Origin of the sequence: Burkholderia sp. AU6039 (assembly GCF_002223365.1) — a bacterium.
In the GTDB taxonomy this organism is placed as follows: domain Bacteria; phylum Pseudomonadota; class Gammaproteobacteria; order Burkholderiales; family Burkholderiaceae; genus Burkholderia.
The window spans coordinates 132,843-146,539 of record NZ_NKFK01000008.1 but is presented as its reverse complement, the minus strand read 5'-3'; the positions used below and the strand labels follow the sequence as shown (position 1 = coordinate 146,539).

The following is a 13,697-nucleotide window of genomic DNA, read 5'->3' as shown; positions in this document are numbered from 1 at the left end:
TCGACGCCGCCATGCACGGCCCTCATGCCGCGCATGAAAACTAATCGATTGTTGGCACCCCGGATCGACGCCGACAATCCGCACCATGCCCCTTCGTTTGCGGTTCGGGCCATTCACCCTCCCAATCGACACACCACGATCCATGAACCATCCCGCCACCGTTTCCTCCCTAGCCGGGGCCCGCAAGGCCACGCCAGCGCCCTGCCATGCCCGCCCCCGCACCTGCGGCGAAGCGCTCGTCGACCTCCTCGAACGCCACGGCGTCGAATGCGTGTTCGGCATTCCCGGCGTGCATACCGTCGAGCTCTATCGCGGCCTCGCCGCGTCGTCGATCCGCCACGTGACGCCGCGCCACGAACAGGGGGCCGGCTTCATGGCCGACGGCTATGCACGCGTCACGGGCCGGCCGGGCGTCTGCTTCATCATCACCGGGCCGGGGATGACCAATATCGCGACCGCGATGGCACAGGCCTATGCGGATTCGATCCCGATGCTGGTGATCTCGAGCGTCAACGCGCGACGCGAACTCGGCCGCGGCGACGGCCGCCTGCACGAGCTGCCGTCCCAGCGCGACGTGTTCGCGAGACTCACCGCGTTCTCGCACACGCTGCTCGACGCGGCCGACCTGCCGCAGGTCCTCGCGCGCGCCTTCGCGGTCTTCGCCAGCGCGCGGCCGCGGCCCGTGCATATCGAGATTCCGCTCGACGTGATCGTGATGCCGGCGCCCGCGCTGTCCGACGCCCCGCCCGCGCTGCCGGCGCGGCCCGCGCCGGATGCGAACGCGCTCGCCGCGGCCGCCGACCTGCTCGCGCACGCGCGCCGGCCGCTGATCCTCGCCGGCGGCGGCGCGATCCATGCGGCGGCGGAATTGCGCGAACTCGCCGAACGCCTGCACGCGCCGGTCGCGCTGACGATCAACGCGAAGGGGCTGCTGCCGGCCGGCCACCCGCTGCTGATCGGCTCGACCCAGTCGCTGCCGGCCACCCGTGCGGCGATCCGCGATGCCGACGTGGTGCTCGCCGTCGGCACCGAGCTGGGCGAAACCGATTACGACGTCACGTTCGACGGCGGCTTCGCGATCGACGGCCGGCTGATCCGCATCGACATCGACGCGCAACAGCTGATGCGCAACGCCCGCGCCGAGATCGCCATCGCCGGCGATGCACAGCTCGCGCTCGGCGCGCTGTCGACCCGCCTGCACGAAACGCCGGCCCCGACACCCGACGCCGACTGGGGCGCGCCGCGCGTGGCCGCCGTGCGCGCCGCGATCGCGTCCACGCACGACGGCGCCGCGCGGTCGCAGGCGCGGCTGATCGATACGATCGTCGCCACGCTGCCCGGCGCGATCATCGCCGGCGATTCGACGAGCCCCGTCTACGTCGGCAACTTCACCCACGACGCACCGGCGCCGCGCAGCTGGTTCAATTCGTCGACCGGCTACGGCACGCTCGGCTACGGGCTGCCCGCCGCGATCGGCGCCAAGCTCGCCGCGCCCGCGCGCCCGGTCGTGTGCCTGATCGGCGACGGCGGCCTGCAGTTCACGCTGCCGGAGCTCGCGAGCGCGGTCGAGGCACGGCTGCCGGTGATCGTGATCGTCTGGAACAACCGCGGCTACGGCGAGATCCGCAAATACATGGTGGCGCGCGACATCACGCCGGTCGGCGTCGATCCGTATACGCCCGATTTCCAGGCGCTCGCACGCGGCTTCGGTTGCGCGGCGCACACGGCCGCGACACCCGGCGCACTGGCCACCGCGCTGCGCGATGCCACGGCGCGCGCGATCCCGACCGTGATCGAAATCGACGAGGCAACCTGGTTCGCGCAGGTGCAACGATGAGCACGACACCCGCTCTCGCGTTCGATCCGCCGCTGCACACGCGCCACTTCATCGACGGGTCCTGGCGAGCGAGCGTCGACGGCGCGACGTTGCCCGTCGTCGATCCGTCGACGGAAGCCGTGCTCGCCGACGTCAGCGCAGGCGGCGAGGCGGACGTCGAGCACGCCGTGCAGGCCGCGTCACGCGCGTTTGCCGGCTGGAAACGCACGACGGGCGCCACGCGTGCGGCGCTGCTCCGCGCGATCGCGCGCGGCGTCGACGCACGCCGCACGCGGCTCGCCACCGTGCAGTCGCTCAACAACGGCAAGCCGTTCGCCGAAGCCGAGATCGACGTCGCGGACGTGATCGCCACCTTCGACTACTACGCAAGCCTCGCGGAGCGCCTCGACACCGACGGCGAAACCGAGATCGCGCTGCCCGATGCCGAGCATCGCGCGTGGATCAGGCGTGAGCCGGCCGGCGTCGCCGCGCTGATCGTGCCGTGGAATTTCCCGATGGTGACGACCGCGTGGAAGCTCGCGCCCGCGCTCGCGGCCGGCTGCACCGTCGTGCTGAAGCCGTCCGAGATCACGCCGCTGCCCGAGCTCGAGCTCGCCGCGATCGCCGCCGACGCGGGGCTGCCGCCCGGCGTGCTGAACGTCGTGACGGGCACCGGCCACGCCGTCGGCGCCCGACTGTGCGCGCATCCGCGCGTCGCGAAGCTGTCGTTCACCGGCAGCACCGCCGTCGGTGCGCAGGTCATGAAGACGGCCGCCGACACGATCAAGGGCGTCGGCCTCGAACTCGGCGGCAAGTCGTCGATCATCGTGTTCGACGACGCCGATCTCGATCACGCGGTCGAACTCGTCACGGGCGGCGGCCTGTTCAACGCCGGGCAGATGTGTTCGGCGACCTCGCGCGTGCTCGTCGCCGCGCCGCTCGCCGATGAACTGATCGCGCGACTCGCGCGGCGCTTCGACGCAACCGTCGTCGGCCCGCCGTTCGCCCCCGGCGTGCAGATGGGCCCGCTGACGAATCGCGCGCAATACGAGCGCGTGAAACGCCACATCGCGCAGGGCCGGGCCGACGGCGCGCGGCTCGTGACGGGCGACCACGCGCCCGACGGCCCCGGCTATTTCATCCGACCAGCCCTGTTCGCCGACGTGCCGGCCGACAGCTCGCTATGGTGTGAAGAAATCTTCGGACCGGTGCTGTGCGTCCGCGCATTCGACACCGAGGACGAGGCGATCGCGGCCGCCAACGACACCGAATACGGGCTCGTCGCCACCGTCGTCACGCGTGACACGGCACGCGCCAGGCGGGTTGCCGACGCGCTCGAGGCGGGCGTCGTGTGGATCAACACGCCCCAGCTGATCTATCCGCAAACCTCATGGGGCGGCTACAAGCGCAGCAGCATCGGACGCGAACTCGGCCCGTTCGGGCTCGCCGCGTTTCAGGAGATCAAGCAGGTCATGATGCCGGCCGGCTGAGGTCGCCGCGCCATGCGTTTATGTCATGCCGCGCATGCGGATATTTCGTTTGTTGCGGAAATTTGACCTCCCTACAGTTCCTCCACACCCCGCGCCGCAGTCGGCGCCCGGCATCGAACCACCCGGCATCGTTCATCAGGAGACGGCCATGCAACACTTCAAGGCGGGCAGAAGGCAGGTGATCAAAACCCTCGGCACGGCGCTCGCTGCATCCGCCCTTCCGATGCCATTCATCAGTACTGCGAAGGCACAGACGAGCCGTTTCGCAGGCAAGACGCTGCGCCTGCTCACGTGGTCCGACGATACCGGCGCGGCCGCGCTGCGCAACATCGCGGAAAGCTTCAGCAAGCAGACCGGCGCACGCGTGATCGCCGATCGCGCGGACGGCACGTCGGGGATGGTCGCGAAGGTCAAGGCCGCGGGCGAGCGGCCGACCTACGACGTCATCACACTGGCCGGCGTCGGCGCGGCCGGCCTCGCGGAAGCGGGCCTGCTCGCGAAGCCCGACCTGAACCGGCTGCCGAACCTGAAGGACGTCGCGCCGCAGTACCGCACCGGCGCGAACGGCTTCGGCATCGGCTACCTGCTGTGGTCGGACGGGTTGATCTACAACACGGCAACCGTGAAGAGCGCACCGTCGAGCTACGAGGCGCTGTGGGATCCGAAATATGCGGGCCGCCTGTTCCTGCCGCCGCCCGAGTGGGCGGAAGCGGTCGACCTCGCGATCATCGCCGCGAAGCTGGCCGGCGGTTCGCAGCAGAACATCGATCCGGGATTCCGCAAGCTCGCGCAACTGAAGGACCGCGTGATGACCCTCGGCGAAAACCCGAACCAGGTCGCCGACCTGTTCCGCACGGGCTCGCTCGACCTCGGCGGCATCTATTCGCCCGCGTTCTTCCCGGACCAGATCCGCAAGCCCGACTACAAGATGGGCGTGACGTACGGGATGAAGGAAGGCTTCGCGACGCAGCTGATGTTCACCGTGATCCCGAAGGCGCACCCGGGCGACCTCGACCTGATCCACGCGTTCATCAATCATTCGCTCGACGCCGGCGTGCAGGGCCGGATGGCGGCCGACGTCCTGAACGGCCCCGTGAACGGCAAGGCCGTGATTCCCGCGGCAAGCCGCGCGTTCGTGCCGTCGCCGCAGCAGATCGCGGAGAAAGCCGTGCTGCATGACGACAAGGCGCTCGCGGCCGTGCAGCCGGCGTGGATCAAGCGCTACACGGGCCTCTTCTCGGCGTAACGACATGGCCTCCCTGTCCTCTTCCCGAGACGCCGCGCCGGCCGCCGCCGGCACGGCCGGCGCGGGCGCCGATGCGGCCGCGCCGGCCGGCGTGCCGCCCTGGCTGCTGCTCGCGCCGATCCTCGCGTTCCTCGCGGTGCTCGCCGCCGCGACGGTCACGGTATTGCGCATGAGCGTCGGCGTGTCCGGCGACGAATGGCGGACCTTCACGTTGCAGAACTACCTCGACCTCGCGGACCCGTACTTCACGAAGTCGTTGTGGCTCACGCTGCGCCTCGCGTTCCAGAGCATGGTGTGCGCGGTGCTGCTGGCGATCCCGGTGGCGCTCGCGATGGCGCGTACCGAATCGCGGCTCGCGCGCCGGTTGCTGCTCGCGGGCGTGCTGTTGCCGCTGCTCGTGAACCTGCTGCTGCAAGGCTATGGCTGGCTCGTGATGCTCGGCCCGGCCGGGTTGCTCAACCGCGCGCTGCTGGCCGGCGGCGCGATCGGGCGGCCGCTGCAGCTGCTGTACCGCGAGCACGGTGTGCTGCTCGGCCTGATCCAGACCGCGTTCCCGCTCGCCGTGCTGCCGTTGTCGAGCGCGCTGCGCGCGGTGTCCCGCGCCTACGACGAAGCCGCCGCGACGCTCGGCGCGAGCCGCTGGCAGACGCTGCGGCACGTGACCTTGCCGCTCGCGATGCCCGGCCTCGTCTCCGGCGCGCTGCTCGTGTTCGCGTACAACGCCAGCGCGTTCGCGGTGCCGCTGCTGCTCGGCGGCCGGCGCGTGCCGATGCTCGCCGTGCTCGTGCACGACCAGGTCGCACCGCTGCTCAACTGGCCCGCCGCGTCGGCATCCGGCGTCGTGCTGATGGGTGCGACGCTCGTCGTGATGGCGGTGTCGCAGCGCCTCGTGCGCACCCTGCAACGTGCCGACGAGGTGAACCGATGAATGCCCTGCTCCTGCGCGCGCCCATGCCCGGCCGCCTCGGACGCGTGACCGGCGCGCTCGCGACGCTCGTGCTGCTGCTCGCGGCGCTGCCGATCCTGACGATGATCACGATGTCGTTCGGCGCCTCGGGCACGCTCGAATTCCCGCCGCGCGAATTCAGCCTGCACTGGTATCGCGCCGCGTGGCAGACATTCGTGTCGTCCGATGCGGGCAGCGCGCAATCGATGGGCGCCGCGCTGACGACGAGCCTCGTCGTCGCGGTCGCGACGATGCTGATCGCGACCGCCGTGTCGGTGCCCGCGGCTTACGCGCTGTCGCGCTACCGCTTTCGCGGCAGGACGCTCGTCGAGCAGCTCGTCGCGTTGCCGATCGTCTATCCGCTCGTGATGCTCGGCCTCGCGCTGCTGATCGTGTTCAACGCGCTGCCGGTCGAACTCGGCATCGTGCGGCTCGTCGTCGCGCACGTGATCCTGACGCTGCCGTTCACGGTGAAGAACTGCGCGGCGTCGGTCGCGTCGATCGGCCCCGATTTCGAGGAAGCCGCGTGCCTGATGGGCGCGAGCCCGCGCCGCGCGCTCGTCGACGTCGTGCTGCCGCTGATGCGGCCCGGCATCCTCGCCGGCATGCTGTTCGCCTTCATCGTGTCGTTCAACGAATTCACGGTGACGTTCTTCCTGTACAGCATCGACACGATGACGCTGCCGGTCTGGCTCTACAGCCGCACCGTCTCGTCGCTCGACCCGACCGTGTTCTGCTTCGCCGTGTTCACCGTCGCGATCGACTTCGCGCTGATCTGGATGCTCGAAAAACTCGTCGGCGACAAGGGTGTCGCGCTCTGACGCACACGCCGCCCCGCCCTCGCCCGTGCAAGGAACCCTCATGACCCAGCTCATCCTCCAGAACGTGACGAAGCGCTTCCACCAGGCGTATGCGGTCGATCACGTCGACCTGTCGGTGCCGGACGGCAAGCTCGTCTGCTTTCTCGGCCCGTCCGGCTGCGGCAAGACCACGCTGATGCGGATCATCGCCGGCCTCGAAACGCCGACCGCCGGCACGCTGACGTTCGCCGGCCGCGACCTCACGCACGTACCCGCCAACCGGCGCGACTTCGGCATGGTGTTCCAGTCGCTCGCGCTGTTCCCGCACATGACGGTCGCGCAGAACATCGCGTATCCGCTGCGGCTGCGCAAGACGGACAAGGCCGCGCAGGCACGGCGCGTGGCCGAGCTGCTCGAGCTGATCCAGCTGCCGCACATGGCCGACCGGCTCGTCACGCAACTGTCGGGCGGGCAGCGCCAGCGCGTCGCGATTGCACGCGCGATCGCATCGTCGCCGCGCCTGCTGCTGCTCGACGAACCGTTGTCGGCACTCGACGCGAAGCTGCGCGAGGCGATGCAGGTCGAGATCCGGCTGCTCCAGCAACGGCTCGGCATCACGACGATCATGGTCACGCACGACCAGCGCGAAGCGATGACGATGGCCGACGAGATCGTCGTGATGGACAAAGGCCGGATCCAGCAGGTCGGCCGGCCGCTCGACATCTATCGCGATCCGGTCAACGAATTCGTCGCCGACTTCATCGGCCTCGGCAACATCCTGCCGGTCGCGTGCGACGGCGACGACGCCATCGTGCTGCCCGGCGGGCAGCGTCTCGCGATCCGGCGCGCACCGGACACGCCGCGCGCGACCGACGCGGTGCGCCTGCTGATTCGTCCCGAGGATGTCTGCGTGCGCCCCGGCGAGCCGGCGTCGGCGCCGAATACGCTGGCGGGCACGATCACGTTCGTGCGCGACGTCGGCGCGTCGATCGAAGCGACGATCGACTGCCGCGGCTTCACGCTGACGGCCGCGACGACGCCGCGCGAGACGCCCGACCTCCACGTCGGCATGCCGGTGCTCGCGGAACTGCCCGCCCATGCCTGCAAGCTCATCGCCGCCCGCGGCGCCTGATTCCCTTCGTTTCTCCCGCGCACTCCAGCCCAGCCACGAGGATCTCACCATGAACGCAACGTCCCAAGCCACCCGCCGCGTGCAGCGCCTGCTCGCCCGTACCGTCCTCCTCTGCGCCTGCGCCGGCACCGCAGCCCTTGCCGCGTTCGCGCCGCTCGCGCATGCCGACGCGCTCGACACGATCGCGAAATCGGGTGTCGTGCGCATCGGCGTGTTCGAGGACTACCCGCCGTTCGGCTCGATCGGCCCGGACATGAAGCCGCAAGGCTACGACATCGGCATGGCGAACCTGATCGGCCGCGCACTCAACGCGAAAGTCGAACTCGTGCAGGTCACCGGCGACAACCGGATGGCCTATCTCGCCGATCGCAAGACCGACATGCTGCTGTCGGTCGGGCAGACGCCGGAACGCGCGAAGGTGATCGATTTCTCGAGCGCGTATGCACCGTACTACCTCGCGGTGTTCGGCCCGAAATCGCTGGCCGTGAAGGGCAACGCCGATCTCGCCGGCAAATCGGTCGCGGTCGCGCGCGGCACGCTCGAGGATCTGAGCGTGAGCAAGGTCGCGCCGCCGAGCGCGACGATCAAGCGTTTCGACGACCCGAACGGCGCGATCGCGGCGTTCCTGTCGGGGCAGGCGCAACTGCTCGTGGTCGGCAACGACGTCGGCGCGACGATCATCGCGCGCCATCCGTCGATCGATCCGGAGCAGAAGTTCTCGCTGTTCAGCTCGCCCGACCACGTCGGCCTGAACAAGAACGAGCCGCGCCTGATGCAGAAGGTCAACGACGCGATCGCCGGCGCCCGCAAGAGCGGCACGTTGAATGCGTTGTCGCAGAAGTGGCTGCACGCGGCACTGCCGGCCGACCTGTGATGCGCGCCGCCCCCGCTCCGCATTCACGACGAAAGGCATCGCGATGACCTACGTGTTCGACTTCAGCGACTTCGGCCTCTACGCCGGCATGCTCGCGCGCGGGATCGGCGTGACGCTCGGCCTCACCGCGGCCGCCACCGTGCTGGGCGGCCTGATCGGCACCACCGGCGCGTGGGTCGCGCTCGCCGGCCCGCGCTGGGCACGCATGCTCGTCGCCGCCTATGTCGAGCTGATCCGCAATACGCCGTTCCTGGTCCAGCTGTTCTTCATCTTCTTCGGGCTGCCCGGGATCGGCGTGCACATCGACGAAGTGCAGGCGGCCGTGCTGGCGATGACGGTCAACCTGGGCGCGTACGCGGTCGAGATCCTGCGCGCCGGCATCGAATCGGTGCCGCACGGGCAGGTGCAGGCGGCGCGCGCGCTCGGGCTGCACGGGCGGCAGGTGTTCGGTCACGTCGTGCTGCCGCAGGCGCTCGCGAACGTGTACCCCGCGCTGCTCGGGCAGGTGCTGATCGTGATGCTCGGCTCCGCGGTCGTGTCGCAGATCTCGGTGCCCGACCTGACCTATGCGGCGAACTTCATCCAGTCGCGCAATTTCCGTGCGTTCGAGATCTACATCGTCGTGACCGCGATCTACCTGCTGCTGTCGATCGCGCTGCGCATGCTGCTCAATCGGATCGGCCGGCGGCTGTTTTCGGGCCGCATGCAGCGCGGCGCGGCGACCGCGCCCCGGCGCGGCTGTTTTGCCCGCCTCGCATGGCGGGCCCGTTCCCCTGAAACCCGCCTGTCGACGGAGCGTGCACGATGATCGAATTCACCTTCCAGGACATCGCGTGGAACCTGCTGCTCGCCGCGCGCTGGACCCTGCTGCTGTCGCTGATCACGTTCGTCGGCGGCAGCGTCGCCGGGTTCGCGCTGCTGGCGATGCGCGTCTCGGCGTCGGCCGCGCTGCGTCGTTTCGTGGTCCTGTACGTCGAGGTGTTCCAGGGCACGCCGTTGCTGATGCAGCTGTTCCTCGGCTTCTTCGGGCTGCCGCTCGTCGGCATCGACGTGACGCCGTGGGTGGCCGCGTCGTTCGTGCTGACGCTGAACGCCAGCGCGTACCTGACCGACATCTGGCGCGGCTGCGTCGACGCGGTACCGCGCGGCCAGTGGCACGCGGCGGCCAGCCTCGGCATGACGTGGACCCAGCAACTGCGCTACGTGGTGTGGCCGCAGGCGTGGAAGATCGCGCTGCCGCCGACCGTCGGCTTCCTCGTGCAGGCCGTCAAGAGCACCGCGCTGACGTCGATCATCGGGCTGACCGAACTGACCAAGACGGGCAACATCATCACCAACGCGGTATTCAAGCCGTTTCCGATCTACGCGATGGTCGCGCTGCTCTACTTCGCGATGTGCTTCCCGCTGACGTGGTATGCCCGCGTGCTCGAAGGTCGCTATCGCGTCGCGAAGGCACGCTGAACCGGCGCCGCGCGCGCTTCATTACGATCCAGGAACTTCCATGATTTCCATCAGCAACGTTTCGAAGTGGTACGGCCCGTTTCAGGTTCTCACCGACTGCACGACCGAGGTCAGGAAAGGCGAAGTGGTCGTCGTGTGCGGCCCGTCGGGCTCGGGTAAATCCACGCTGATCAAGACCGTGAACGGCCTCGAGCCGTTCCAGCAGGGCGGGATCCTCGTGAACGGCCAGTCGGTTGGCGACAGGAAGACGAACCTGTCGAAGCTGCGCTCGAAGGTCGGGATGGTGTTCCAGCATTTCGAGCTGTTCCCGCACCTGTCGATCACCGAGAACCTGACGCTCGCGCAGGTCAAGGTGCTCGGCCGCGGCAAGGACGAGGCGAACGAGAAGGGCCTGAAGCTGCTCGAGCGCGTCGGCCTGAAGGCGCATGCGCACAAGTTCCCGGGCCAGCTGTCGGGCGGCCAGCAGCAGCGTGTCGCGATCGCGCGTGCGCTGTCGATGGACCCGGTCGCGATGCTGTTCGACGAGCCGACGTCCGCGCTCGATCCCGAGATGATCAACGAAGTGCTCGACGTGATGGTCGAACTCGCGCAGGAAGGGATGACGATGATGGTCGTCACGCACGAGATGGGCTTCGCGAAGAAGGTCGCGCACCGCGTGATCTTCATGGACCAGGGCGCGATCGTCGAGGACGACCGCAAGGACGATTTCTTCTCGAATCCGAAATCGGAGCGCGCGAAGGACTTCCTCGCGAAGATCCTGCACTGAGCGATACCGTGGCGCGCCGCCGCGCGCCCGTTCCACCCCGACTCTCCCGATGAAACGACTTCCCTCCCTCAACGCGCTGCAGGTCTTCGACATCGTTGCCCGTCACGGCAGCTTCACGCGCGCCGCCGAGCACCTGTGCCTGACCCAGGGGGCCGTGAGCCGGCAGATCCTCGCGCTCGAGAGCTTCTATCAGTTCGCGCTGTTCAAGCGCACGCCCAAGGGGCTGACGCTGACGGCCGAAGGCGAACTCCTGCTGCCGACCGTGCGCGAAAGCTTCGCGCGCATCGAGGAGGTGTCGATGCGCCTGTCGCGCAGGCGGACCGAACTCGCCCTGAAGGTGCCGACCTGCATGATGCAGTGGATGCTGCCGCGCATCATGCGGTTCCAGGCCGAGCATCCCGAACTGCAGGTGCAGATCACCACCACCTGGGATCATCAGGTCGACTTCCGCATGGAGCCGTTCGACGCCGCGGTGATCTACGCGGCCGGCGCCGGCCCCGACATGCATGCGATCCCGCTGTTCGACGAACGGCTCACGCCGGTCTGCGCCCCGGGCCTGTCGGCGCGGCAGCCGCTCGCGAGTCTCGACGACCTGGCCGGTCACACGTTGCTGCATCCGACCCGCGATCATCGCGACTGGAAACGGTGGCTCGACCACGCGGGCGCGCCGCACGTCGACTCGACGCGCGGCTTGAGCTTCGAAACGCTGGATCTCGCGACGCACGCGGCGATCGACGGCTACGGCGTCGCGATCGGCGACCGGACGCTCGCGGACGAAAGCGTGGCGGCGCACCGGCTGGTGATGCCGTTCGACATCTCGTTGCCGACGGGGATGGGCTACTACTTCGTGTATCCGGACGGTGCCGAACAGCAGCAGAAGATCCAGCTGTTCGGCGGCTGGATCGCGGACGAACGCAAGGGCGCGTCGGGCGGCGCGCCTGCCCGCCCTGAAACCGCGATGCCCCCCGCCGCCTGACACATCGCGCCCCGTCGGGGCAAAAACTGCACCCGGCGGCAAAACGTCCCCTGAAACAGCTCGGTAAAGTGGCCGGCGGCCATGCGTCATGCATCACGGCCGCGCCAAAAAAATCCGATTCAGGAGACAAGCATGCAACGCATCACGAGATCAGCCATTCACCGATCGGCATGGGCCGCGTCGGGCACCGCGCTCACCCTGGGGCTGTTCGCCTGCGGCGGCGTCGACTCCTCTTCCCCGCCGGTCACGCAGCAGGACTTCGGCTACACGACGCTGAACCTGATCACCAAGGACGGCCTCAAGTTCAAGGACATGGACAAGAGCGGCCAGCTCGAACCTTATGAAGACTGGCGGCTGAGCGCAGAAGCGCGGGCACGCGACCTGGTCGGCCGCCTCACGCTGGCCGAGAAAGCCGGCCTGATGATGCATGGCACCGCGCCGGTGCTGAACGACACGACCGGTGCGGGCACCGGCTCCGCGTACGACCTGGCCGCGCTCAAGACGCTCATCAATCAGCGGGGCGTCAACACCTACATCACGCGCATGAGTGCCGATGCGCACACCATGGCCGTCCAGGCCAACCAGATCCAGACGCTGGCCGAGCAGTCCCGGCTCGGCATCCCGGTGACGATCAGCTCCGACCCGCGCAATCATTTCCAGTACACGCTCGGCGCAAGCGCAGGCAGCAGCGGTTTCTCGCAGTGGCCCGAAACGCTCGGCTTCGCCGCGATCGGCGACGCGGCACTCACGCGAAACTTCGGTGATATCGCGCGCCAGGAGTATCGCGCCGTCGGCATCACCGAGGCGCTTTCGCCGCAGGCCGACTTGGCGACCGAGCCGCGCTGGGCCCGCATCAACGGCACGTTCGGCGAGGACGCCGATCTCGCCCGCGCGCAGGTCCAGGCCTATATCGAAGGCTTCCAGGGCGGCAGCGACGGCATCCAGGCGAAGAGCGTCATCGCCGTCGTCAAGCACTGGGCCGGATACGGCGCGCAGAAACTCGGCTTCGACAGCCACAACTACTACGGCCGCTATGCGACCTATCCGGGCAACAATTTCGCCTATCACCTGAAGCCGTTCGAAGGCGCGTTCGCCGCCAACGTCGGCTCGGTCATGCCGACCTACTCCGAGCCGGACATGACGGTGACGGTCGACGGCATCACGCTGGAGCCCGTCGGCGGCGCTTATGACAAGGCGTTGCTGACCGATCTGCTGCGCGGGAAATACGGCTTCAAGGGTGTGATCCTGTCCGACTGGCTGATCGCCGACGACTGCGACGCGAACTGCATCAACGGCGTGTCGTCAGGGGCCCCGTCGTTCGTCGGGCTGGGCATGCCCTGGGGAATGGAGGGCGCGACCCGCGTGCAGCGCTTCACGCGCGCGGTCAACGCCGGCATCGACCAGTTCGGCGGCGACGACGATCCGAGCGACCTCATCGACGCCGTCAACCGCGGGCAGTTGTCGGAAGAACGCTTGTCGGAATCGGCCTATCGCGTCCTGCTGCAGAAATTCCAGCAGGGCCTGTTCGACCATCCGTATGTCGATGCGGACGCGGCCGGCAAGATCGTCGGAAATGCCGACTTCCAGGCCCAGGCACTCGATGCGCAGCACCGCTCGATGGTGCTGCTGCAGAACAACGGCAAGCTGCTGCCGATGGCGGCGTCGGGCAAGAAAGTCTGGCTGTACGGCATCGATCCCGCCGTCGCACGGCAATATGGTTATCAGGTCGTCGATACGCCACAAGCCGCCGACGTCGCGATTCTCCGCGTGAGCACGCCCTATCAGACGCTGCACCCGAACTACATGTTCGGCTCGATGCAGCATGAAGGCAGCCTCGCGTTCGTCGACGGCAGTGCGGACTACGAAGCCATCAAGCAGGCCGCGCTTGCGCCGAAGTCGATCGTCTCGGTGTACATGGATCGCCCCGCGATCCTGACCAACGTGCAGGACAAGGCCACCGCGATCCTCGCCAATTTCGGCGTGACCGATGCCGCGCTGTTCGACGTGCTGACCGGCAAAGGTCAACCGCAAGGGAAGCTGCCGTTCGAGCTGCCGTCGTCGATGGCGGAAGTCGCGGCGCAGCGGGAAGACGTGCCGCACGACACCGCGCATCCGTTGTATCCGTTCGGATTCGGGCTCACGTATTGATGCGTCGTCGATGCCGGCTTGCTGATCGGGGCCGGCATCGAC

General features: G+C 68.4%; 12 protein-coding genes. All 12 read left to right on the top strand.

The features are described from left to right. The first annotated feature begins 142 nt into the window (after positions 1–142). The 12 genes from CFB39_RS36420 (at position 143) to CFB39_RS36365 (ending at position 13,655) form a co-directional block, all read left to right on the top strand. Complete coding sequence (locus tag CFB39_RS36420; protein ID WP_089476660.1) at positions 143–1,837, top strand: 5-guanidino-2-oxopentanoate decarboxylase; 1,695 nt, start codon at positions 143–145, stop codon at positions 1,835–1,837. Beyond that, the gene (locus CFB39_RS36415; RefSeq protein WP_089476659.1) at positions 1,834–3,306 is read left to right on the top strand and encodes an aldehyde dehydrogenase family protein; all 1,473 of its coding nucleotides are present in this window, start codon (positions 1,834–1,836) and stop codon (positions 3,304–3,306) included. The genes CFB39_RS36420 and CFB39_RS36415 overlap by 4 nt, the downstream gene beginning before the upstream one ends. 148 nt (positions 3,307–3,454) lie before the next feature. Next, a complete protein-coding gene (locus CFB39_RS36410) occupies positions 3,455–4,552 on the top strand; it encodes a PotD/PotF family extracellular solute-binding protein (RefSeq protein ID WP_089476658.1) in 1,098 nt (365 codons plus the stop codon). Between the two features lie 4 nt (positions 4,553–4,556). Beyond that, positions 4,557–5,480, top strand: a complete 924-nt coding sequence (locus tag CFB39_RS36405; RefSeq protein ID WP_089476657.1) for an ABC transporter permease — start codon at positions 4,557–4,559, stop codon at positions 5,478–5,480. Beyond that, entirely contained in the window at positions 5,477–6,319 is an 843-nt protein-coding gene (locus tag CFB39_RS36400; protein ID WP_089476656.1) for an ABC transporter permease, read from the top strand. The genes CFB39_RS36405 and CFB39_RS36400 overlap by 4 nt, the downstream gene beginning before the upstream one ends. A gap of 40 nt (positions 6,320–6,359) precedes the next feature. Further along, positions 6,360–7,430, top strand: a complete 1,071-nt coding sequence (locus CFB39_RS36395) for an ABC transporter ATP-binding protein (protein WP_089476655.1) — start codon at positions 6,360–6,362, stop codon at positions 7,428–7,430. A gap of 49 nt (positions 7,431–7,479) precedes the next feature. Beyond that, positions 7,480–8,304, top strand: a complete 825-nt coding sequence (locus tag CFB39_RS36390) for a transporter substrate-binding domain-containing protein (protein ID WP_089476654.1) — start codon at positions 7,480–7,482, stop codon at positions 8,302–8,304. Positions 8,305–8,347: 43 nt separating this feature from the next. After that, positions 8,348–9,112, top strand: a complete 765-nt coding sequence (locus CFB39_RS36385; RefSeq protein ID WP_089476653.1) for an amino acid ABC transporter permease — start codon at positions 8,348–8,350, stop codon at positions 9,110–9,112. After that, complete coding sequence (locus CFB39_RS36380) at positions 9,109–9,765, top strand: amino acid ABC transporter permease (RefSeq protein WP_089476652.1); 657 nt, start codon at positions 9,109–9,111, stop codon at positions 9,763–9,765. Before CFB39_RS36385 ends, CFB39_RS36380 begins: the two co-directional genes overlap by 4 nt. 40 nt (positions 9,766–9,805) lie before the next feature. Then, positions 9,806–10,531, top strand: a complete 726-nt coding sequence (locus CFB39_RS36375; RefSeq protein ID WP_089476651.1) for an amino acid ABC transporter ATP-binding protein — start codon at positions 9,806–9,808, stop codon at positions 10,529–10,531. A 49-nt stretch (positions 10,532–10,580) separates the two neighbouring features. Further along, positions 10,581–11,507: a LysR substrate-binding domain-containing protein gene (locus tag CFB39_RS36370; RefSeq protein ID WP_089476650.1), complete on the top strand. Its 927-nt coding sequence runs from the start codon at positions 10,581–10,583 to the stop codon at positions 11,505–11,507. 132 nt (positions 11,508–11,639) lie between these two features. Then, positions 11,640–13,655, top strand: coding sequence for a glycoside hydrolase family 3 N-terminal domain-containing protein (locus CFB39_RS36365; protein ID WP_089476649.1), 2,016 nt, complete (start codon positions 11,640–11,642; stop codon positions 13,653–13,655). The last annotated feature ends 42 nt before the right edge of the window (positions 13,656–13,697 follow it).